Origin of the sequence: Hymenobacter metallicola (assembly GCF_004745645.1) — a bacterium.
Classification (GTDB): Bacteria; Bacteroidota; Bacteroidia; order Cytophagales; family Hymenobacteraceae; genus Hymenobacter; species Hymenobacter metallicola.
Map to the genome: position 1 here is coordinate 556,657 of NZ_SRMB01000003.1, position 22,267 is coordinate 578,923.

At 56.2% G+C, this 22,267-nt stretch carries 20 protein-coding genes; 4 read left to right on the top strand and 16 right to left on the bottom strand.

Features of this window, described 5'->3' with window-relative positions; translation table 11 throughout:
- Nucleotides 1–3: 3 nt before the first annotated feature.
- The 11 genes from E5K02_RS17595 to pdhA all read right to left on the bottom strand — a co-directional run bounded on the left by E5K02_RS17595 (nucleotide 4) and on the right by pdhA (nucleotide 12,587).
- Nucleotides 4–1,839 (bottom strand): tetratricopeptide repeat protein, encoded by a 1,836-nt coding sequence (locus tag E5K02_RS17595; RefSeq protein ID WP_135396513.1) that lies wholly within the window; start codon nucleotides 1,837–1,839, stop codon nucleotides 4–6.
- 225 nt (nucleotides 1,840–2,064) lie between these two features.
- Nucleotides 2,065–4,197 (bottom strand): peptidylprolyl isomerase, encoded by a 2,133-nt coding sequence (locus E5K02_RS17600; protein WP_135396514.1) that lies wholly within the window; start codon nucleotides 4,195–4,197, stop codon nucleotides 2,065–2,067.
- Between the two features lie 131 nt (nucleotides 4,198–4,328).
- On the bottom strand, nucleotides 4,329–4,613 hold the full coding sequence (locus tag E5K02_RS17605; RefSeq protein WP_135396515.1) for a hypothetical protein: 285 nt from the start codon (nucleotides 4,611–4,613) through the stop codon (nucleotides 4,329–4,331).
- 12 nt (nucleotides 4,614–4,625) lie between these two features.
- On the bottom strand, nucleotides 4,626–5,198 hold the full coding sequence (gene lptC / locus E5K02_RS17610) for an LPS export ABC transporter periplasmic protein LptC (RefSeq protein ID WP_135396516.1): 573 nt from the start codon (nucleotides 5,196–5,198) through the stop codon (nucleotides 4,626–4,628).
- 13 nt (nucleotides 5,199–5,211) lie between these two features.
- Complete coding sequence (locus E5K02_RS17615) at nucleotides 5,212–6,576, bottom strand: hypothetical protein (protein ID WP_135396517.1); 1,365 nt, start codon at nucleotides 6,574–6,576, stop codon at nucleotides 5,212–5,214.
- Nucleotides 6,563–7,306 (bottom strand): type III pantothenate kinase, encoded by a 744-nt coding sequence (locus E5K02_RS17620; protein WP_135396518.1) that lies wholly within the window; start codon nucleotides 7,304–7,306, stop codon nucleotides 6,563–6,565. The genes E5K02_RS17615 and E5K02_RS17620 overlap by 14 nt, the downstream gene beginning before the upstream one ends.
- Before the next feature lie 126 nt (nucleotides 7,307–7,432).
- Nucleotides 7,433–9,214: a pseudouridine synthase gene (locus tag E5K02_RS17625; RefSeq protein WP_240737336.1), complete on the bottom strand. Its 1,782-nt coding sequence runs from the start codon at nucleotides 9,212–9,214 to the stop codon at nucleotides 7,433–7,435.
- Nucleotides 9,215–9,384: 170 nt separating this feature from the next.
- Nucleotides 9,385–9,768 (bottom strand): TraR/DksA family transcriptional regulator, encoded by a 384-nt coding sequence (locus E5K02_RS17630; protein WP_135396519.1) that lies wholly within the window; start codon nucleotides 9,766–9,768, stop codon nucleotides 9,385–9,387.
- Between the two features lie 246 nt (nucleotides 9,769–10,014).
- Complete coding sequence (gene ribH, locus E5K02_RS17635) at nucleotides 10,015–10,491, bottom strand: 6,7-dimethyl-8-ribityllumazine synthase (RefSeq protein WP_135396520.1); 477 nt, start codon at nucleotides 10,489–10,491, stop codon at nucleotides 10,015–10,017.
- Nucleotides 10,492–10,583: 92 nt separating this feature from the next.
- Nucleotides 10,584–11,360 (bottom strand): tetratricopeptide repeat protein, encoded by a 777-nt coding sequence (locus E5K02_RS17640; protein ID WP_167856472.1) that lies wholly within the window; start codon nucleotides 11,358–11,360, stop codon nucleotides 10,584–10,586.
- A 54-nt stretch (nucleotides 11,361–11,414) separates the two neighbouring features.
- Entirely contained in the window at nucleotides 11,415–12,587 is a 1,173-nt protein-coding gene (gene pdhA, locus E5K02_RS17645; RefSeq protein ID WP_135396521.1) for a pyruvate dehydrogenase (acetyl-transferring) E1 component subunit alpha, read from the bottom strand.
- Between the two features lie 65 nt (nucleotides 12,588–12,652).
- Between pdhA and recF the strand changes: the two genes are divergently transcribed.
- The 3 genes from recF to E5K02_RS17660 all read left to right on the top strand — a co-directional run bounded on the left by recF (nucleotide 12,653) and on the right by E5K02_RS17660 (nucleotide 14,906).
- Nucleotides 12,653–13,762, top strand: a complete 1,110-nt coding sequence (recF, locus tag E5K02_RS17650) for a DNA replication/repair protein RecF (RefSeq protein ID WP_135396522.1) — start codon at nucleotides 12,653–12,655, stop codon at nucleotides 13,760–13,762.
- Between the two features lie 85 nt (nucleotides 13,763–13,847).
- The gene (locus E5K02_RS17655; protein ID WP_135396523.1) at nucleotides 13,848–14,171 is read left to right on the top strand and encodes a DUF721 domain-containing protein; all 324 of its coding nucleotides are present in this window, start codon (nucleotides 13,848–13,850) and stop codon (nucleotides 14,169–14,171) included.
- 171 nt (nucleotides 14,172–14,342) lie between these two features.
- Nucleotides 14,343–14,906: an acyl-CoA thioesterase gene (locus E5K02_RS17660; RefSeq protein WP_240737338.1), complete on the top strand. Its 564-nt coding sequence runs from the start codon at nucleotides 14,343–14,345 to the stop codon at nucleotides 14,904–14,906.
- Between the two features lie 111 nt (nucleotides 14,907–15,017).
- On the opposite strand, the gene E5K02_RS17665 is transcribed toward E5K02_RS17660, so the two are convergent.
- A complete protein-coding gene (locus E5K02_RS17665) occupies nucleotides 15,018–15,404 on the bottom strand; it encodes a helix-turn-helix domain-containing protein (RefSeq protein ID WP_135396524.1) in 387 nt (128 codons plus the stop codon).
- 992 nt (nucleotides 15,405–16,396) lie between these two features.
- Here E5K02_RS17665 and E5K02_RS17670 point away from each other — a divergent pair.
- The gene (locus E5K02_RS17670; RefSeq protein WP_135396525.1) at nucleotides 16,397–17,017 is read left to right on the top strand and encodes a DUF2939 domain-containing protein; all 621 of its coding nucleotides are present in this window, start codon (nucleotides 16,397–16,399) and stop codon (nucleotides 17,015–17,017) included.
- Between the two features lie 97 nt (nucleotides 17,018–17,114).
- Here E5K02_RS17670 and E5K02_RS17675 read toward each other — a convergent pair whose 3' ends face one another.
- The 4 genes from E5K02_RS17675 to rnr all read right to left on the bottom strand — a co-directional run bounded on the left by E5K02_RS17675 (nucleotide 17,115) and on the right by rnr (nucleotide 22,182).
- Complete coding sequence (locus E5K02_RS17675) at nucleotides 17,115–17,399, bottom strand: PLD nuclease N-terminal domain-containing protein (RefSeq protein WP_135396526.1); 285 nt, start codon at nucleotides 17,397–17,399, stop codon at nucleotides 17,115–17,117.
- Between the two features lie 114 nt (nucleotides 17,400–17,513).
- A complete protein-coding gene (locus E5K02_RS17680) occupies nucleotides 17,514–18,158 on the bottom strand; it encodes a rhomboid family intramembrane serine protease (RefSeq protein WP_135396527.1) in 645 nt (214 codons plus the stop codon).
- A 135-nt stretch (nucleotides 18,159–18,293) separates the two neighbouring features.
- Nucleotides 18,294–19,265, bottom strand: a complete 972-nt coding sequence (locus tag E5K02_RS17685) for a polyprenyl synthetase family protein (RefSeq protein ID WP_135396528.1) — start codon at nucleotides 19,263–19,265, stop codon at nucleotides 18,294–18,296.
- A 364-nt stretch (nucleotides 19,266–19,629) separates the two neighbouring features.
- On the bottom strand, nucleotides 19,630–22,182 hold the full coding sequence (gene rnr, locus E5K02_RS17690) for a ribonuclease R (RefSeq protein ID WP_135396529.1): 2,553 nt from the start codon (nucleotides 22,180–22,182) through the stop codon (nucleotides 19,630–19,632).
- Nucleotides 22,183–22,267: the final 85 nt, after the last annotated feature.

A 22,267-nucleotide genomic window follows, 5' to 3' on the forward strand; every position in this document is an offset into this window, starting at 1 on the left:
CCCCTAGTTCACCGCGTCGCCGCGCAGCTTGCGGAAGCGCTTACGCGCCTCGGCCGTGTAGATGCTGCCCGGGTATTTCACGAGCAGCTGGTTGTAGAGGGTCTTGGCTTTTTCGCGGTCCTGCAAATTTTCCTCGGCAATGCTGGCCGTCAGGAACAGCGCGTCGTCGCTGAGCACGTCGTACTTCGGATTGGCCGTAATCTTTTCCAGGGTGGTCAGGGCGGCCGGGTAGTCGCCCATGCGGCGCTGCAGCTGGGCCTTCAAATACCAGGCATCGTCGGTGAGGGCGTGGCCGGGGTATTTCTGTAAGAGATTATCCAGGCCCTTCAAGGCCGCGTCGAGCTTGTTCTGGAATACGAGCAGCTCCACGGCCGAATAGTCGCGCAGGGCCACGCCGGAAGTGTCCATGGCCGTGTTATCAGTGATGAGCAAACTAAGCTGCATAGCATCGTTGGCAATTTCGCGGCTGGTGGCTTCTTTCAGGATGTCCAGGTGGCTTTTGGCCAACTTGAAGTCGCCGGCATAGTAGTTCAGGCGGGCATTGCGCAACTTGGCCTCATAGCCCACGGGCGAGTCTTTGTGCGACTTCTCTACCTGCGAGTACAGCAGCGTGGCCTCCCAAGGCTCACTGCGGAGCACGTAGATATCGGCCAGATTGATTTTGGCCTCATCCACCACATCGAGGCTGGCCCGCGGCAGGTCGATGACTTCCTGTAGCATGGCCATGGCCTTGTCTTTCTCATCGAGCTGAAAGGCGTACAGCGCGGCCATGTTGCGCAGCACGGGGGCCGTTTCGGGCGTTTTGCCCAGTTCGGTCAGCACGTTCTGGTACTCTCCTATCAGGCCCCGAATCTTGGCTGGGTCTACCGGATAGGAAGAGCGTACCTGCTCCTCGCGGGCCTGCACGAGGCGCTGCCGGGCCAGGCGGTAGTACATGCCGCCGCGGTACTCGCGGGTTATATACTCGTAGCCAGCAATGGCGCTTTCGAAGTCTTTGTTGCGCTGGGCAATGGCGGCCAGCTCCATCACCCGGGCTCCTTCGGTGCGGCTGCGCCGGTCGAGGGCCTTGGCCTGCACCAAAGCCCCGGTGAAGTCGCGGCGCTGCATCTGCAGCCACAGCAGCAACTCGCTGTACACGGCCCGCTCGGGAAACTTCTGCACGTTGGCAAACAGCACCTTTTCCAAAGCATCTAAGTCTTTGTCCTCGCGCAGGCTGTTCTGGAGCATATTGCGCACGAAAGGCAGCTGCTGCTCATCGTCCTGCACCAGGCGCAAGGTTTCGGTCATCACCTTGTCGGTCTGCCCGGCCTGGGTGTAGAGCTGAATTAGCTGCGGGGCATATTCGGTATCAGTCTTGGCTAGCATCCGGCCCTTGAGGTAGGCTTTTTCGGCCCATTCCGGCAGCTTGCGGCGGTTAAACTCGGTGGCCACGGGCACGACCTGCGCAGCCGTCAGCTGGTTTATCACCCGCTCGTACTGCTTGGTAGCAGCGGGCTGGTCGCCGGCGGCGGTGTAGAGCCCGCCCAGCGCCACGCCGTAGGACGACTCCTCAGGCCGCTGCCGAATGGCCTTTTTGACCAATTTTTCGGCGTCCTTATACCGCTTCAGGTTTTCCAGAACGGTCAGATACTCGGGCAGTACGTTGGGAGCGGCCTGTTCTTCGCTGCGCAGGCGCCCAAACAGAAAGGCGGCCTTTTCATTTTCGCCCTTGCGCGCATACTCCCGGGCCAAGGCAATGCCACCGTCGTCCTGGGCCTGTAGCGGCTGTAGCCCCAACCCCACACACAGCACCAGAGCCGGACCAACTTTTACAAGGCGACGCAAAGAAAAATGACGCATAGCGCAGAATTCAAACAGGTAGTAATCTGAGACAGTAAACCGGCCACGGCTTACTTTCATTCATTTAGGGGCAAAAACCAACTGGTAAACGTAAAACCTCCACAGGGAAGAATCTTCTCCAATCGAAAGAGGGGGTAGCGGCAGATGAGGCTGCGTTGGTTACTAAACAAAAAGGGCCGTACCCGAAGATACAGCCCTTTCTGGTGCTTTTAGATTTCCAGCGGCCTAGAAGAACTTGGTGCGCTCATCCTTGATGTTGGCATTGTTCTTCACGGCTTCGTAGATGGCGCCATCGGCACGGGCCGTACGCTGGGCCGTCAGCTGTTGCCGCACGGCTTTTACGTCGGTCGGCACCGTGGGCTTTTCAATCTTCACGGGCTCCACAATCAGTACGCCCTGCTCGCCCTGGAAGGGAGCCGACTGCTGACCGGGCTTCACCCCGTAGGCTTTGCCCACGGCCAGCGGCTCACCGCCCAGGCCCTGAATTACGCCGGTGCCCAGCACCACATTGTCGGCCGTTTTCACCTGGGCCGTGGGGCCGTAGGCAGCCGCAATCTGCTCGAGCGTGCCTTTCTTACCGTTCAGCTTAGCCATGATCTGCTTGGCTTTCTCCTCGTTGCGCACGGCCGCCGACAGCTCCTGCTTCAGGCTGGCTACGTCGGCCGTGCCCTTGGCGCGCTCTTCGGTGAGCACGGCAATTACGTACTGGTCCCCGATTTCGTACACTTCCGATACGTCACCGATTTTGGTTTCCTTACCGGCTTGGCCAGCCCCGTAGGCCCAGCGCACCAGTTCCCGGGCATTCTGCAGGTTGTTTACGGCACGGGCGTCGCTGCTCAGGCCTTTGGCTTCCTGCTTCTGCAGGGTTTTGTCGGCGGCCACGGCGGCCCGGAACGAGTTCAGGTCCGTAGCCTTGCCCTTGAGCTCCTGAGCCCGGGCGTAAGCAGCTTCGCGGGTAGCATCCGAAGGAGCAATACCTTTCTGCACAGCGGCAATCTGGTAGGTCTGGCTGGTCTTGGGCGCCGTGATTTTGATGATGTGGTAGCCGAATGAGGTTTCTACCGGGTTAGGCAGCAGGCCGGCCGAGGTAGCACCGAACACGGCTTTCTCAAACTCGGGCACCATACGGCCCTGGGTAAACCAGCCCAGGTCGCCACCGGTAGCGGTGGTACCATCGGTACCGTACTGACGAGCCATGGCGGCGAAGTCAGCCCCGCCTTTGATTTTGGCCAGTACGTCTTTGGCTTTGGCCAGCGCGGCGGCTTTGGCTTCGGGCGTAGCGCCTTCGGGCTTAATCAGGATGTGGCTGGCGCGGGCGGCAGCCTGAGCACCGGCCTTCTGACCAGTTACTTTGAAGATAGAGTACAGACCATTCTCGGCGTAGGGGCCGTATACCTGACCCACGGTGAGGGGCAGCTGCTGACGCAGCTTCTCGGGCATATCGGCCGGCGACACGTAGGCTGAGCTGTAGGGGTGCTCGGGGTCCGTGTTCAGCTTGGCAAACAGCGAGTCGTTGGGGGCGGTGCGGAACTGGGCAGCCAGCTCATCTACCTGCTTGCGAACCGCGGTGCTGTCTTCGACCGAAGCCGTAACCGGAATCGAGACGTACTCCACGCTCCGACCGGCTTCTACTTTGTAACGGCCCTTATTCTTGTCGAGGTAGGCTTGCAACTGCTCATCGCTCACCTTTACGGCCGAGTCCGAGATAGAGAAGTACGGCACAAACAGGTACCGGATGCTGGCGCGGGTGTTCTGGTTCTCGTTGTACTGCTTCACCTCCGCCGTCGTCACGTAAGTCGAGAGCTTAAGCAGGTTGTTGTACTTGTTGCCCATGCGCTCCTGGGGCAGGTTGGCTTCGAAGTTGCGCCAGGCGTCCTGGGCCTGGGGAGGCAGCTTGTCGAGGTTGCGCAGGTACTCAATCACCTTGGTGCGGTCGAACTGGCCGGTCTGCTGGTCGGTGAAGGCTTGGCGGATGCTGGGGTGAATATTCTTACCCTGCACCATGTCGGTCAGCTCGTCGTCGGAAACCGTGATGCCCAGCTTTTCGAATTCCTTGGAGAAGGCAATGCGGTAGATGGTCTGGTTCCAGGCCTGGTCGCGCAGGTAGCCCATGGCCTGCTCGTCGGGCTGGCGGCCCTGCTGGGAAATGTAGTTTTGCTTGGCTTGCTCTAAGGCCGCCTGGAAAGCTTCATAATCTACTTTTTCGCCGGCTATTTCGCCTACCGAATTCTCATTACGGTTAAACAGGCGGTTTTTACCGCCTATCAGGTCGCCCCCGACGATAAAGAGCAGCAAGCCGATGGCAACAATGCCAACCGCCCAACTCGATTTTTCTCGGATCGTGTTAATTAATGCCATTTACTTGAAAAAAAGCGCGGTAAAAAAGTAGAAAGAGGTGCAAAATAACCAGAATCCGCCGGACATTCAAAGTTAGCCCGACGCAAGCACGCCCGGAGGCTAGTCCGGGCGTGCAAGTTTCAGGTAGAAAGCTAGTTTCGGGGCTTCTTGCGCGGTTTCGATTTACCGGGGTTTGCCGCCGTTTTGGGTTTGTTCTGTTGCTGGGCCAGGAAGGTGGCTTCCTTTTCCCGCTGTTTGAGGTAGCGGTAGTACATAATGCAGGCCAGGGAAATCATGAACAGCCAGTAATTGCGCTGCAAGCTTTCCATGGGCACCTTCGGGTTGTTTTCGACCAGCGTCTGATACACGCCAATAACGAAGGTGACCACGCCGACCGAAAACAGGACTGTGCGCCACAAAGACGGGTCAATGCGCATTATAGAAGGCAGTTATTGTTTTGGCGCGTCCGGGTTTATCGTAAAGATGCCCGTTGGATTAAGGATACTGTAGAGCGAAAAGTCCTGGTTGGCCGTCAGGCCATTGCCGGTCAGGATTTCGGTCTGGGTTTCGACCCGGACCAGAGTTTCGGGCTTGGTGTAGATGACGGCTTTCACCCGGTCATAAAACAGCTCTTCCGTATTCATCTTCTGCTGCTTGACCTGGTTGGCCACGCGCACGTCGCCCCGCACCACGTACAGGTTTTTAGCCTTGTCGTACTTGGCGTAGTTGCCTTCCAGGGTGTTGATGACCGTGCGGCCACCTTCCCCGTAGAAACTCACCTTCACGCCCTTGGGGTAGATCTGGTCACCGGTTTCGTAGGTCTGCTCGATGGGGGCCGTCAGGCGAATCTGAAGTTTTGCCGAGTCGCTGAGCAGCGTCAGCACATTGGTGGTTTCGGCGGCGGGGCCTTTGTACACCACTTTCTTGGCTACCTCCGTATCCTTTTTCTTGCAGCCCCAGCTACTGACCGTCGCCAGCAACGAGCCCCAAAGCAGCCAATAATGCACGCGGGTAGCCGGCATAACAGCGGGTAGCTTACTCAATCTTGCGTTTGATAAACCAACGGTTGTTCAGCGTCACGCCCAGCTGCATCCGGACATAGTCCTCCTTTACATTGCTGATAACGCGCGACGTTCCGTTTTCGGTCAGGGTACTGCTTTCCGTATTGCCCCGCTGCCCGTAGCTGAAAGCTAGGCTGATAATGGTAGCATCAAGCGGGGTGGCTGAAGGCATTGGAAAGGCAAAGCCCCAGCTTACGGCCCGGTCGTAGAGAGCTTTGCCGTTGGGCCGATAGGGCATCTGGCCTACGCTCAGCCCAGCCCGGTAGCTGACGCGCTTAAAGTAGTTATCGACCGAAGTAGGATCGGGAGCAAACTCGCCGCCAATGCCTACCCGCACGGTGTTATTCAGCGCCGTGTTGGCACCGGAACCCGAGAACCCTCTGAACTTGGACCACTGCTGCTGGGATACATCCACGCTGGCACTCCAGTTCTTGTTGTTATCGAGCGTAATGCCCAACTGCGTTAGGGCTGGCAGCGTGGCCGAGCCCTTCTGGTCATTGACCAAGGCCAGTTCTTCTATCAGTACTCCCTGCACATCTTCCCGGCGCAGCGAAGTGCTGCGGGTACCGTTTAGTTTGGTCTGGAAGGTATGAACTGCGCCCAGGTTGTAGTTGAGGTTGTCGTTGACTTTGCCCCGGTAATGCACCCCACCCCGGAAGGTGAAGTCGGAGTAACGCATCTTGTCGGCTACGGCTGAGGTCGTAGGATTATTATCCTCAGTCGTGGTAGGGTCATCGACGGGCGACTTCACCGTGGTGGCAATGGATTCGTCGATAGTGCCGAAGACGTAGGAAGCCGTGGCACCCACCGTCAGCCCTTTGGCCAGGCGAAAGGCATGGGCCATGTACGCTTCCGTAATTTCACCTTCTCCCTTCTGCCGCTTTTCTACCAGCAACCCGCTGGGGTCATTGGCGATAGACTCGCTCGTAAATGACTCGTAATCCACCGAGCTCAAGGGTTTAAGACCAATAGCCGCCGCCCAGCTTTTGGAGATGGGCAGACTTAGGGCCAGATAGCCCAAATTGCCGCTACCGGTTTTATTGGTTGAAGTAGCATTACGCAGGGTTTTGTACTGTCCATTAAATCCTGCTTCATAGGTGGTACGGCCGGTATAGTACAGCAGGGCCGGGTTGATATCGTTGACATTAATGCTATTGGGCGACGCCAAGCCGACTCCGCCCATAGCCTGCTGGCGTACGCCTCCCAGGTTGGGAACATAGTCGCCTAGCCCTAAACGTGAATAGGGAGAGTTGCCCAGGCCCTGGCCATAGACATTGGGGGCGGCCATCAGGCCCAGTACTACCAGCCCTACAAAGCCAGCCGAGTTAGTTTTCAACATTATGCACCAGTATTCGGTGAAGCCCAATGAGCACGAGCTCCGGAATGACAAAGATACGGCCTTTCAGCCGTGGTTGGAAAAAGCCGGCATCGCCCCCGGCCAGCACGACCCGCAGATCCGGATTCTGAACCTGATATGCTTCAATAAATCCGTTTACTTCGGCCACCGCCCCGTTGAGGACGCCGCTGCGAATGGCGGCCTGCGTGTCGTCGCCGGCCCACGCCACGGGAGCAGCCAGATCCGGCGGCATAGCTACCAACGGCAGGCGGCCGGTAAACGTGTGCAGGGCCTCAAACCGCAGCCGCAGCCCCGGCGCGATACTGCCGCCCCGAAACGTGTGCCCCCCTTCCACCCAGTCGCATTTAATGGCAGTACCCGCGTCGACGATTAGCGTATCGTGCGTGGGCCAAAACCAAGCGGCACCGACGGCCGCTGCCAGCCGGTCGGCCCCGAGCGTGTGTGGCGTGGCATAGGCATTGCGAATGGGCAAAGGCGTCGTGGCCGGCACAAACTCCAGCACCTTGCCTTTAATCTGCTTCTGCCATTGCCGGGCCCAAGCGGCCGTATCTTCGGCCACCGAGCTAACGATGACGTGGTCGGGCTGTAGCCGTTCCAGTAAGTACCTCACCTGCCCTATCGACTCGGCTAAGGCCGCTTCGAGCAGCACGTCGCCAGCAAAGCAGCCGTACTTCACGGTGGTGTTGCCAATATCAAGGGTTAGGGTACGCATGGAAAGAATAACAATAGCGGGGCGGCCTTCCGGACTTGCGTCCCCTTGTTCAGGTTGCTGATACCTGGGGTAGTATACCAAACAGGCTGGCTGTATGAGTCAACAGCCAGCCTGCAGGTTGCTTGGTTAGAGGAAATACTTCAGACGAATCACTTCCTTTTCCGTCAGGAAGCGCCACTTGCCCCGGGGCAGGTCCTTCTTGGTCAGGCCCGCGTATTGTACCCGGTCTAGGGTGACTACCTCATACCCCAGATGCTCGAAGATGCGGCGCACGATACGGTTGCGGCCCAGGTGCAGTTCAATGCCCACAAAGTGTGGGTTGCCCGCCACCACAGCCACATCATCCACCTCTGCCTTGCCATCTTCCAGGTCGAGGCCGGCCGCAATCTGCTTCAGGTGTTCCTCCGTCAGGGGCTTGTTCAGCTCTACCTGGTAGATCTTCTTGTTCTTGTGCGAAGGATGCGAAAGTTTCTGCGCTACTTCTCCGTCATTGGTGAAAAGCAGCAGGCCTGTGGTATTACGGTCGAGACGGCCAACTGGGAAGATACGCTCCCGCGAGGCCGAAGCGACCAGTTCCATTACCGTGCGGCGGCCTTCCGGGTCGTCCGTAGTGGTCAGAAAATCCTTGGGCTTGTTGAGCAACACGTACACGTGCTTCTCGCGCTTCAGATTGGTCTTGCCATACTGCACCGTGTCGGTGGGCTGCACCTGGTAACCCATTTCCGTAACCACTTCGCCATTCACGCGAATTTCGCCAGCGGCAATCAGCGAGTCGGCTTCCCGACGCGAACAAATACCGGCATTCGCAATGTAGCGGTTCAGGCGCGTCGTGTCGGCATGCGTGTCTTCCTCAACCCGCCGGCGCTTGTTACCCCGGGTTTTATCTTCCTCGTAGTGGCGCAGGTTTTTGTAATCGGGGGCTTCCCCAGCTACCTCGCCACGCTTGGGCTTGTCGGCCCGGTTTTCGAAAGCAGGCCGCACGGGGCGCTCCGAACGTTCGCCGTAGGGCCGTGCTTCCCGCTTATCGCCGTACGCCGGCTTGTCGCCAAACGTACGGGGCTTAGAATCCCCACGAGCTTCCCGCTTGTCGCCGTAGGGCTTGCTGCCAAAGCTGGGCCGCTCGCCGAAGCTACGATTGCCAAAGCCGCTTTCCCGACGGTCGGGCGTGCTGCGGCGCTCCTCCCGACCAAAACCGCTTTCCGACCGCTCCGTGCGGGGCTTCTCCTCGCGGTTGAAACCCTCGGGTACTCCGCGAAAATCGAAAGGCCGAGCCGGTCGAATAGCGCGGTTAGGTCCCGTGTCGGCGTCGCGCTCCTCCCGATGAAAATCGACCGGCGGCTCGGGCATGCTGGGCTTGGGTTGAACAAAGGGGTTTACTTTGTTGAACTTCCGGTTACGCTCACCGGCGCCCCCGCGGGGTACGGCAGGCTTGCCTTCCTGCTGATAGGGCTGGCCGGGCCAGTTGGCCTTGGGCTCGTAAGGCCGGGCCGGACGTTCATCACGGCGCTCATCGTTGCGGCGGAAGCCATTCCGCTCGTTGTCGCGGCCGAAGGAACGACGCTCGTCTCCTCCATCGCGGCGCGAACCACCGAAGCTGCCACGGCTGCCCGAACCCTCATTGCGACCAAAGCCGCCGGGCCCGCTGCCAAACTTGCGCGGACCACCTTCGTTGCCGCCGAAGCGCTTGCTGCCGCCTGAACTAGGACGGCTACCGGAGCGGTCGAAAGAAGGCCGGGAGGAAGAGTCCCGTCTCCCACCCTCATTGCCGGAGCGGCTGCCCCCAAATCCTCCTTCGCCGGGTCGGGAAAAGGATTTGCGCGGACCACCGCTGTTACTAAAATTGCCGGTTGGTTGGTCGCCGGTGCGCCCGCGCCGGGCCGGATTGTCATCGTTATGTTTCTTGCCCATGGTTGCAAGTATACGTGCCGTATCGCTACGGTACAGGTTGAAAAGTTATGCGGAGATAGATAAGCAGCGGACTAACGCAGTAGCCCAGAAAACAGTGCCCGGACTAGCGGCGCGGCTGGTAAGAGCCGCCTGCCGAAAGTCCGGGCAAGGAGTGTAGGTGTGGAACGCGGCTAGTCGCGACGTGCCATCTTAGCTTCGATGGAATGTTGAGTGTGCGGTACCGCACGCAGGCGTTCCTTAGGAATCAGCTTGCCCGTGCCGATGCACACGCCGTAGGTACCGTTCTTGATGCGTACCAGCGCGTTTTCAAGCTGCTGAATGAACTTCATCTGGCGTGAAGCCAGCTGGTTCATGCTTTCCTTTTCAGCCGTATCAGCCCCGTCTTCCAGCACTTTGGCGGAGGAAGCAGTGTTGTCGGTACCCGAATCGTTGCGGCGGCTCAGGGTTTCTTTGATGAATGCTACTTCCTTGCGGGCTGCGTTGAGTTTATCTTGGATAATTTCCGCAAACTCAGCCAGTTCTTCCCTGGAATAGCGTAGGTTTTCTTCACTCATGGGGGTTCAGGGAGAGGTTAACAAATTAAATATTAAGTTCTTACCAAGCAACGTCTTAGCAAAACACCGGCATATTTGGCTTTTTAACAGCACACCTTTCAAATAAGTTTGCTGTTGAGCCTCCCGCACAGATTGGGCTTCCGGTTTCGGCGTATTCCCGCGCTATTTGGCCGCAAAGCTACGCTTTTGTCCGATAATCAGCCAGCTACGATTTTTCTTTGCGGCACTTCTCTGGTAACCTCAACACTAAAAGCCCAACATATGAATTGCCGCCGCCGCCGCCTCTACGCCTTTGTTGCCGTGTTTGCCACCAGCGCGGTCCAAAGCCTGCTCTAAGTTGTTGGTTGTCACTAGCCCGAAAATAACGGGCTTGTTAAACTTTAACCCTACGTTGGTTAGGCCATGGGCCACCGCGTGGTTGATATAGTCATCGTGCTTGGTGTCGCCTTTGATAACTACGCCTAGGCAAATCACGGCGTCTATTTCCTCGTGCTGGGCTAAGAACTGGGCTCCTAGGGTTAGCTCAAAGCTGCCGGGTACGCTGTTGCGGTAGATGTTCTCTTCCTTGGCGCCGTGCTTTAGGAGAGTTTCGTGGGCCCCTTGTGCCAGCACATCGGTGATTTCACGGTTCCATTCGGCTACGACCAATCCAAAGCGCTTATCGGAGATGTCGACGAAGTTATTGGCGGTGTAGTCGCTTAGGTTTTTCAGGGAAGTAGCCATGGCCTTCTTCAGTTCGGTGGTCGATTTACTATAAAACAAAGCTGCGCCTTCCTTGCGGAAAAGCGCAGCTCCTTAGGTTCCCATTGGGATGCTTACTTGCCGTTCAATCCTTCGGCGCGAGCCTTGAACTGCTTGGCTTCGTTGGCCTCCTGAGCATTCTGATAGTCTGTCAGGATCTTGTCGTAAGCCTTGATAGCTCCTTCGTAATCCTTGGCTAGTTCGCGGGCCGTGGCTTCCTTCATCAGGTAGCCGGGCGAGAAGAACTCATTGGCGTTATGGTTAGCGGCCTTGTTGTACAGATCAGCCGCCTCCTTGTACTTATTGAGTTCCATATTGGCATCACCCAGCAAGGAATACGCCCGAGCCTGCACCAGCAGATCATCAGAGCTGAAGTCTTCCAGGTAATCAATTGCCGCCTGGAACTGGCCTTGCTTCAGCGCGGCAGCCCCGGCATAGAAATTAGCCAGGTTGCCGGCTTTGGTTCCGCTATACTCCGAGGCAATTGCTTCCAAGCCGTCGTACTGCCCATCCCCCTTCATGGCCTTGGCCAGCGAGTCGGCTTCCCAGTAGTTTACGGCCTGGAACATGGCCGCCTGGGCTTTGCTATCCTGCGACGAGCGCCAAGTGTAATAGCCGAAAGCACCGACCACCGCCAGCACGATCAGCGCCAGTAAGCCAAGCAGAATGTTCTTGTTCCGACGCAGAAAATCTTCCGAGTTAGCAAGCCGGGCAGCCAAGGCATCAGGATCCTCGAGTAGAGGATGCTCGGGCACCAACTCACCTTCTATGGGCTGGTTAGGATCCGCGGGGACCTGAGTCGGCTGCGGACGGTTCTGCGGGCTATTGCGCGTGTAAGGAATCTTAGACATTACTAGGCTTTCAAAAGGGCGGCCGGACAGCCGGGTAAAACTCCGCTTAAGGGATTAGTCGCGGATGTAAGGATAATCCTGCTGCACGTAAACGTCTTTGTACAGCTCGTCGGCAGTTGGGAAAGGCGAGTTCTCCGCAAACTCTACTGACTCCTGTACCTGCGCTTTGATCTTCTCGTCGATGGCCGTCAGCTCTTCTTCCGTCGCCATGTTATGGGTCAGGATGGTGTGGCGGACCGACTCGATAGCATCACGCGAACGGTAGTCTTCTAGTTCCTCCTTGGTACGATATTTTGCCGGGTCGCTCATGGAGTGACCTTTGTAGCGGTAGGTTTTGAACTCCAGGAACGTGGGGCCTTCGCCGGCGCGGGCGCGCTCAGCGGCACGCGCTACGGCATCGTGAATATCCTCTACGTTCATACCGTTCACCGGCTCCGAGGGCATGTCGTAGCCCCGGCCAATATGGTAGAGCTCGGTCACATTCGACGTGCGCTGTACCGAGGTGCCCATGGCGTAGCCATTGTTCTCGACTACGAAGATGACCGGCAGCTTCCAGAGCATAGCCATGTTGAAGGCCTCGTGCAGGGCGCCCTGACGAACGGCACCATCGCCCATGTAGCAAATGCAGAGGTTGCCGGTCTTGTTGTATTTCTCGGCAAAGGCCAAGCCAGCACCCATTGGTACCTGACCGCCCACGATGCCGTGGCCACCAACAAAATTCACTTCCTTATCAAACATGTGCATCGAGCCGCCTTTGCCTTTTGAGCAACCGGTAGCCTTGGCATACAGCTCGGCCATGATGGCATTGGGCGAAGTGCCCAGAGCCAAGGGGTGGGCATGGTCGCGGTAAGCGGTTATCCACTTGTCGCCTTTCTGCAGGGCCGACACGGCGCCTGCCACGCAGGCTTCCTGACCAATATAGAGGTGGCAGAAACCCTTAATCTTCTGTTGCCCGTAGAGCTGACCAGCCTTTTCCTCGAACTTACGCATCAACTGCATTTGCTCGTACCAAGTCAGGTAGGTCTCCTTCGGGAACTGGGGCTCGGCGGGCGAAGTAGCGCGGGGAGCATTCTCCTCGGGCTGCTGATCGTGCGTCGGGGGCAATACCGGATCGGGCTGCTTCACCGTATCGGTGGCACCGTCCGCTTTTGGGGTAGTCTTCTTGTTCGACGATTTTTTCGCCGAATTGGAAGCGCTTGGGGTAGCCTTTACTTTCGTCTCCGCCATCGTACTCTCGGTTGTTCGCGTTTGGGATGCGAAAGTACGTAAAAGGATTGCAATTCCGAACCTGAATGATTCTTGAAACTCTACATCTGCTCTTCTTCAAAAACTATGATGAGGCGACGCTTCAGCTCTCGCCCCATATCAACTGTTTTATAGGAGACAACGGCAGTGGCAAGACCAACCTGCTGGATGCTATCCATTACTTAGCTCTTACCAAAAGTGCCTTCACTAGTTTGGACGCTCAGAGCATAAAGCAAGGAGAAGAATTCTTTGTCGTGAAGGGCCGGTTTTGCACGCCCCCCGATGATGAGCGGGAGACAATTCAGTGCAGTCTACGGGCCGGGCAGAAGAAAGCCGTGACGCACAACAAGCAAGCCTACGAGCGAATCTCGGACCACATCGGCCGCTTCCCGGTAGTACTTATTTCACCCTATGATACCGACCTAATCCGGCAAGGCAGCGAAGAACGCCGACGTTACTTTGACAGCCTGATATCGCAGCTCAACCATGAGTATTTAGAACTGCTCATTCAGTACAATCATATCCTGCGGCAGCGCAATGCTTTGCTCAAGCTGGCTGCCGACCGCCAGGGCTACGACCAGGATTACCTGCTAGTAGTAGATGAACAGTTAGCGCCCGTGGGCACCCAACTTGTGCAGTTGCGTCAGGAGTTCCTCGCCGACTTCACTCCTATCTTTCAACGCCACTACCAACAGTTGGCCGATAGCCGGGAGGAGGTCACGCTGGAGTATAAGAGTCAGCTACCAGATGCTGACTTTGGCCATCTGCTGCGCACCTTCGAACGGAAGGATTTGGCCCTCCAGCGCACGACTATCGGCCCCCACAAGGATGATTTCGTTTTCCTTATGGATGGCGTATCGGTTAAAAACTATGGCTCACAAGGACAGCAAAAATCGTACGCTATTGCCCTCAAGCTGGCACAGTTTGAGATAGCAGCGACCCGCAAGCAGCACAAGCCTATTCTACTACTCGACGACATCTTTGACCGGCTCGACGAGAAGCGCATTACTCGCCTGCTTCAGCTCGTTGCCGATCAGACCTTTGGGCAGGTTTTTCTAACCGACACTCACCTGGAGCGCACCGACCGTGCCCTGGCCAATTTATCAGACCAGATCAGTCGGTTCCGAGTAGAAAATGGCAAGGTGACGCCCCTGTAGCCAAGCTTCTACCCTACCTTTGTGTTGCGCTTCCTGCTGCTACTTATCAGCTGCAGAAGCAAGTGTTTCGCGCGTATTATAAGCTGTGGTTTTGAAAAAATATAACTCGCCCGAAAATTCCCGTAAGGCTGATGTTCTTACCCTAAAAGAAGGAATTACAGCTTTGTTGAAAGCTTACCGCTTGCAGGGTAAGCTCAACGAGACGTTAGTGGTTTCTAGCTGGGAGCGGATCATGGGTAAGGCTGTAGCCCTAAAGACACAAGAGGTGTATATAAGCCAAGGCAAGTTATTTGTTCGGTTGAGTTCAGCTCCTTTGAAGCACGAGCTAGTAATGGCCAAGACTCGGGTGCTAGATTTGATTAATGCCGAAGTCGGTGAGCAGGTCATCAAAGAGGTTGTCTTCTTATAAACCGATTCTCTTCTGACAGCCTTTTTCTATTGTTGGCTTTCTTTAAAACCAACCTGCGGGCACCTTTTTTTTCGTGTTGCTTCCCCCCTCCTACTAGGCCTCTCATGTATACTACATGTGAGGCCTTTTGCATGTATAGTTATAGTTCCTTTTCACTTTCACCTTCTTCTCATGTCCGATTTTCCCAAGCCGGAGTTTCGACCCGTGTCTTACTCTCGGGTTACGCTCACCGAACTCATGATTCCTTCCTATGCCAATTTTGGAGGGAAGATCCACGGAGGCATTTTGCTTTCTCTAATGGATAAGGTAGCCTATGCAGCAGCATCTAAGCACGCCGGCAACTACTGTGTCACAGTGAGTGTGGATGGGGTTAATTTCCTGCAACCCGTCGAGGTTGGGGAACTAGTGTCGCTCCTAGCATCTGTTAATTATGTCGGCAAGACTTCCCTACTAGTCGGAATCAAAGTCATTGCGGAAGATGTGCGGACAGGCGTCGTGAAGCACACCAACACTTGCTACTTCACCATGGTCGCTAAGAATGACGATGGGCGTCCGACCATAGTGCCAGGGCTTACCCTAGAGACTCCCGAAGACAGCCGACGTTTTCTGGAGGCTATCAAACGCCGAGAATTCCGGGAGCAGAACAAGGCTGAATTTGACAATGCTTTATCGGCACTCGCTGTGCATAATGAACTATATCTATTACAGCAGGAACGCTGTCATATAGCGTACTAAGGATTTTAACAACGAGGCAGGCAGCCTATTCAGAAGGGCTCGAAATGACCCTACCCCTGACAGCTCTATTACGCTCTAAATGACAAAAATGTTTCACGTGGAACATTTTTGTCATTTAGGCCCATACACCTTCAACAAGAGGTCATTATAGGCCTCTAAGAGGGCTATATACTTGGTTTGTAACACCATGAGCTGCTTTACAGGATCAGAATCGGACTGCTGTAACACATTTGAACGAGACGTTACACTTACAGGCGTTGTAACATTTACAGGTGTTGCAACAAAAGGCAGTACACCCTGTTGTAACGTAGTAAATTCACTTGAGAAATCATGTCCAATAATGTCTCCTATCTTCTTTACGAAAGCGTAATCTAACGTATCCTCTTTGAATTTACGGTATATAGTTGGACGTGTAATACCCAGATCCTCCACAATACGTGTAATGGAAATACCGCTGTTTTTGATGGCTTCTTGGAGGATTTCGCCTTGGTGTGGCATAGCGGGTGGAGTGTAATAAGGTCAGAATGTAAAGGTGCCAAAAGTGTAGCAATGAAACAAATTAGAGTTGTAAAAACAATACAACATTACAGTGTAACACCAATACAGTTTACACCCTGTAACACCACATTTGTAACACAAGTATATGTAACAGTACAAGTGCAATGTGTTACACAACATGGATACATGTTACATAATTGCAACAAACACAATGCTGTTACATACGCTAAGACTGACAGCCAAGCCCAATGTTGCTGATCCGCTGGTAGCACGTCTTGACACATATTGTGGCCGTGTAACGACTGAATACTTATCAATCCAAGCTCAGGCACAACACCAATTAGACTACTGTATCAGCCGAAAAAAGCAGTGCACCCAACAGATGAATTCATAACTAGAATTCGAAGCCTGACTCTCTTTCAGAAGGCTAGCACCGTACTGCCAGCTAAGACTATGTAGGCATTAACACAGCCCAATTCGTAGCCCACTAGAAGCAGTCTGGTTCACTGAAAGTGCGGCAATGAGTTGTTGCCTCCCTCCTACCGTGTAGCCCCCAACTCCTGCTGCAACGCCAGTATTGCTGACAAAGAATAGCTCGCACGTATTACCCGGAATTACCCTACGCACCGAGAGGCTAAGACTGTAAGAAAGTAGCCGAAGGCACTAGTCGCAGGATGATCAGGCTAGGCGACATCTGCTTAAATACAGAGCTGTTCTAATAAGTTAGTCGGGATATGAGCAGAGAACCACGCGTGATGCCTGAGGCTCTTTGGCTGGAGTAGTAGAATTCTACCTACAGGTATCGTTGCATTATGGTGCCTAGGGAACTTGCAAAAAGCCTACTCAATCACCCTTGGCACTTGTAGGGCTTGGGTTCGAAGAAATATTTCTATCAAGACTCATGAGAAAGACTTTGTAGCTGTGCCTCAAAAGCAAGACAGAATGGGCAGTAAACCGATATTTTCGCACCACAAATTCATCTTACTCGCCTCATGAAAAAACTTGTTCTACTCTTGCTCTTGGCGGCCCTGGGAGTAGGTGGTTACTTATACTACCGTAGTCTGACAACCGGCCCTGAATATTCGCTGATGCAAGCCGCTAAGGCTACGCAGGACCACGACATGGTCGCTTTTGAGCGCTATGTGGACGTAAATAGCGTAACAGGTAGTCTCGTAGACCAAGTGACGAGCCAAAGCTCCGTGCTTGGGATGTTAAACCCCGGTTCATTTGCCTTTAAAGGAGCCTTACGCTTACTCAAGCCTCAGCTGGCCAAGGCGGCTCATAAAGAGGTACAGAACTTCGTCGAATCAGGTTCTCTGGAAGCCGCCGCTGCCGCCCAGCCCGAGCGGATGGTGAAGGTTTCGCTGGCCGGATTGGCTAGCAAGGTGGTGAGCACCGATAGCAAGTTCAAAGACATCAAGTATGTGAACGAGCAGGGCGAGCAAGCCTTGGTGGGCATTGAGATTACTCAGCCCAAATACGACACCACGATGGTGATAGAAGTGAAGATGCAGGACAAAGGCGACTACTGGCAGGTGAAGGAAATCACCAACACTGGCGAGCTGCTCAAGCACGTAGCGCGTCTGGAGAAAGACCGGCTGCTGAAGCGCTAGAAAGAATACCGCACAGCGAGTAGCTACTCAGTACAACAGAAAGCCCCACCACATTGCTGTGGTGGGGCTTTCTGTTGTTGGTATAACAGCGGGGCGGTTAAGCAATATTTGATTTGCCTCGACCAGCCAGCAGGTAATACAGAATCAGGCCAAGTACGGGCAGGAACCAAATGATAGCTACCCAGAGGATTTTCTTACCAAGCGACCAAGGCTGACGGAAGACATCAATCAGGGCCAGCACGTCGAGGACGAGAATGATAATGCCCCAGAGAGAGAGGTTACCATTGCCGTTGAAACGGCTGCAGGCAGTAGTCGTCAGGGTCAGGGCCAGTAGGATGGCCGCAACCGGAATCCGGTTGGCAAGAGCAGCAATCTTATTCATGTGAAGTCAGGTGTTGGAAGAGTGGAACGAGAGTATGCCGCTCTTTACGCACGACTTTCGGAATAGATATAAATAGCAAGATGCTGTTAATACAAAGCTTTGATAATCAATTATTTAAAATACAAACCGTTGGATTTCGCTCCAAAAGTGCGGTGCTGCTTCTGGTAAAAAGATGAGTGTCAGGACAATACCGTAGAGCGCACCGTAGAAATGAGCATCATGGTTGATGTTATCACCACGTCGCCGGCCCATGTAGTAGGAGTAGCCTAGGTACAGGAAGCCGAAGATGAAGGGCTTGATAGGGAAGGGAATTGGGAAAACAATAATACCCTGGCCTTCGCCCCCGACGGGGTTGAACAGGATGCTGGCAAACAACACGGCCGCCACGCCACCTGAAGCGCCCAGACTACGATAATCGGGGTCGTTGCGGTGCCGGAAGTAGGTTGGCAGATCGGAGACAATGATACCGCCCAGGTAGATGGCAAGGAATTGCAAGAGCCCGGTGGTAGTACCGCTGTTGGCTACCAATACGTCCTGCACTACCTGCCCAAACGAGTAGAAGGCAATCATGTTGAAGATAAGGTGCATCCAATCGGCGTGCAGGAAGCCGGAGGTGAGCAGGCGGTACCATTCGCCATGCTTGCGGACCCGCACTGGATTCAGAATCCAACTCTCCATCAGATCTTGGTTAGACCAAGCATAGATGGAAATACCGGCGGTAAGCAGCAGCAGTACAATGGGAACATCGAGGTTGAGCATGAACAGTGAATGCGAAACAAGGGTGAAAAGATGATTTAAAGGCTTCTGACGCTTTTATAGCCCCTAGAACGCACAAAGACTTAGCCTGACCGACTAAGTCTCTGTGAAGGGCTTAAAACGGGCTATTTGGCAGGATTAGTTTTCTCGCTCCATCAGCTGTAAAGCCAACTGTCGCAGCGGCTCTTTGCGCTCAGCTGCTACTGGCACCCGCTCTAGGTGGTGAAGCGCATCTTGGAAGTACTGGTTTATGAGAGCCTCCGTCTGCGGACGGATATGCAATTCGTCGTAGACAGCGCGCACGGCTTGCACTTTGGCCTCAGCATTATCCGTAGGCTGACCAATGTGCCGGGCCAGGGTAGCGCGCTGCTCGGCATTGGCCTGCGCCTGGGCCGTAAGCAGCAAAAAGGTTTTCTTATCGGAAACTATGTCGCCACCGACGCGCTTACCGAAAGTGGCTGCGTCGCCGTACACGTCGAGCAGGTCGTCGCGGAGCTGAAAGGCCAGGCCGATGTCGGTGCCGAACTGGCGCAGGTGGTCGGCAGCCTCGGCCGAAGCCCCGCCGAGCAGGGCGCCCAGCTCCAGGCAGAAGCCCAGCAGTACGGCCGTCTTGAGGCGGATCATATCCAGGTACTGCGCGATGCTGACCTGCTCGTCTTTCTCGAACAGCATGTCCCACTGCTGGCCTTCGCAGACCTCAGCGGCCGTCTGGCTGAACTTGCGCAGCACGGTAGCCAGCAGTTCGGGCCGCACGCCGAGAAACAGCTCGTAGGCCCGCACCAGCATCACGTCGCCGCTGAGAATGGCCACGTTGGCGTTCCACTTTTCGTGCACCGTGGGCTGGCCGCGGCGCAGCGGGGCCTGGTCCATAATGTCGTCGTGGAGCAGGGTGAAATTGTGGAAGACCTCGGTGCCGATGGCCGGCTTCAGGATGGGGTCCAGGTCGTCGGTGAAGAGGTGGGCGCCGAGCAGCGTGAGCAGGGGCCGAATCCGCTTGCCGCCCAGGGCCATGATGTAGCGGATGGGTTCGTAGAGAGCCTCGGGGGCGGCGCCGTAGCGCTGCTGCGCCAGGGCAGCAGTGATTTTATCGGAAAAGAAAGACAGGTTCACAGAGCATCAAAAAGGTGCAGCGGAAAGGTACGCACGGTGAAATTGTGAAAGGGTGAGATGGGGAGTTTTGTTGTGGAGCTTGGGTTGATACACAACGTATCCTGGACCAAGCGCTACCCCTTCGCCAATTCGAAACCAGACTTCGGGGCAGAAGTTGCCAAGTCAAATAGCTAGTCTAGTACCCCTGCTAACGTAGCCAAAGCAAGCTATCTTCTGAAATGTGCTGAGTGCCCTTAACTGAAAAGCCCCTACGTCAGTGCAGACGTAGGGGCTTTCCGGTAACAGCTCAGGTCGTACTTCGCAGAGGACGGATGGCTTCAGCCTTTCGGCTTCGCAATGACATGGCTCTTCCTGCTTGAGCCGCTTAGCGCCGGCGCTTGTCGCCACTGCCGCTGCGGCTGCTGCCACCGGGCCGGCCACCGCCTTTGCCGCCGCGGCCACCGCCGGGCTTCTCGCCGCGCGGGCCCCGGTCAGACCGGTCACCACCGCCGCGGCTGCCCCGGCTGCTGCGCCGCTCTTCCTGCTCCCGGCTTTTCTCGTAGTCGGGGCGGTTGTCGACGACCTCGAAGTCGATGGTGCGGTCGAGCAGGTTGGCGGCTTTGACCACCACCTGGATTTCGTCGCCGAACTGGATGATCTTCTTGTTGCGCTGCCCGATGAGGCGGTAGTTGTCCTTATCGAGCTCGTAGAAGTCGCCGGGCAGGTCGCTCAGGCGGATCATGCCTTCGCACTTGTTCTCCTCGATTTCGACGTAGAGCCCCCACTCGGTGAGGCCCGAGACGACGCCCTTGAACTGCTCGCCAATAACGTCCTGCATGAACTCGACCTGCTTGTACTTGATGCTGGCCCGCTCGGCATTGGCAGCTATTTTCTCCCGCTCGGAGGAGTGCTTGCACTCTTCTTCCACGGGCTCCACCTTCACGTTTTTGCCACCCTGCAGGTAGTGCTCCAGCAGGCGGTGGGCCATCATGTCGGGGTAGCGGCGGATAGGCGAGGTGAAGTGCGAATAGTGCTCGAAGGCCAGGCCGAAGTGCCCCAGCGGCTCGGTGGTATACTTGGCCTTGGACATGGTCCGCACGGCCAGGGTCTGGATGACGTTCTGCTCGGGGCGGCCAATGACTTCCGTGGACAAATCGTTGAGCTCGGTGCTGAGCTTTTTCGGGTTCGTCAGGTCCAGGGTGTGGCCAAACTTCTGGGCGAAGAGGGCGAAGTTCTGGAGGCGGTCGGCGTCGGGCGCGTCGTGGGTGCGGTACACCATCGTGAAGCGCGGCTTGGTCTTCTTGAGCTTATACACGAACTCGGCCACCTTGCGGTTGGCCATGAGCATGAACTCCTCAATCAGCTTGTGGGCATCCTTGCGCTCCTTCACGTACACGCCCAGGGGCTTGCCGTTCTCGTCGAGGCGGAACTTCACTTCCTGGGTTTCGAAGCTGATGGCGCCCTTGCGGAACCGCTCGGCGCAGATCTTCTTGGCAATGTCGTTGAGCAGATTTATTTCCTCGGCATAGTCGCCCTCCTTGGTTTCGATGCGCTCCTGGGCCTCCTCGTAGCTGAAGCGGCGGTCGGAGTGAATGATGGTTTTGCCAAACCAGGAGTCGTAGAGCTTGCCCTTTTCGTCGAGCTCAAACACGGCCGAGAAGGTAAGCTTGTCTTCGTGGGGCCGCAGCGAGCAGACGCCGTTGGAGAGGCGCTCGGGCAGCATCGGAATCACCCGGTCGACGAGGTAGACCGAAGTAGCGCGGTGCTTGGCTTCCTTTTCCAGCATGGTGCCGGGCGTTACGTAGTGGGTCACGTCGGCAATGTGGACGCCGACTTCCCAGTGCCCGTTCTCGAGCTTCTGCACGCTCAGCGCGTCGTCGAAGTCCTTGGCGTCGGCCGGGTCGATGGTGAAGGTCAGGATGGGGCGGAAGTCGCGGCGCTTGGCAATTTCCTCCTGCGGTATCACGTCGGGAATAGCCTCGGACTCTTCCTCCACATCGGCGGGGAATTCGAAGGGCAACCCGAACTCGGCCATGATGGCGTTAATCTCGGCCTCGTTGTGGCCGGCCGGTCCGAAGCTGCGCACGATTTCGCCCACGGGGTGGCGGGTGCTGTCCTCGGGCCACTCAGTGATGCGCACCAACACTTTCTCGCCGTCGTTGGCACCTTGTAGCCCTTCGTAGGGCACGAACACGTCGAAATAGAGCTTGCGGTGGTCGGGCGAGACAAAGCCGAAGCCGCCCTGCACTTTGAGCTGGCCCACGATTTCGGTTTTCACCCGGTTCACCACTTCCACCACGTCTCCCACGGGGCGGCCATCGCGCTGCCCGCGCAAACGGATGCGGACCGTGTCGCCCTGCATGGCAAACTTGAGCTTGTCGGTGAAGACGCGCACGTCGGTTTCACTTTCCTCGCTGATAACGAAAGCGTACTGACTGGTGGCCAGGGCCACGGTGCCGGTGATGGTGTCGCTGCCTTCGTAGCCCCGGTCGCGGTACTGGGGAGCGGGGGTTGGCTGCCCGTCGCCGGGCTCGTCGAAGCCCTGGGTCCGGCGGCGGCGCACGATGGGGTCATTGCCGAATTCGGCCTCCACGGGGCGGCCACCTTTCACCACGGCCTTACCCCGCTCGGGGCGGTCGGCGGCCAGGGGCTGCACCTTCTGGGCTTCGGGGTCGGAGAGGCGGTAGTCGTCGTTTTGGAGGTGGGTTAGCTGGCCGGAGTTGCGCAGGGTTTTGAGGTGAATGAACACGTCTTCGCGCTGCTCCTTGGTAGTCACGCCCAGGCGGCGGGAAAGCTGACGGTAGGAAAATACTTTGCCGGGGTTGTCGGCAAAAATGCGGTACACCAGGCTCTTCGTTACTGGGGCAGGCGCGGCTTTGGGCGCGCGGGAGGCTTTCGCGGAAGCGCGGGGAGCCTCGGTTTCTTCTTTTTTCTTCATTAGAAAATAAGGGTGCCGCCAGTTGTTTTCGGTTTCGCAGGCGGCGCAGGTAAATGGAAATTACGCTTGACGCAATTAGTCAGGC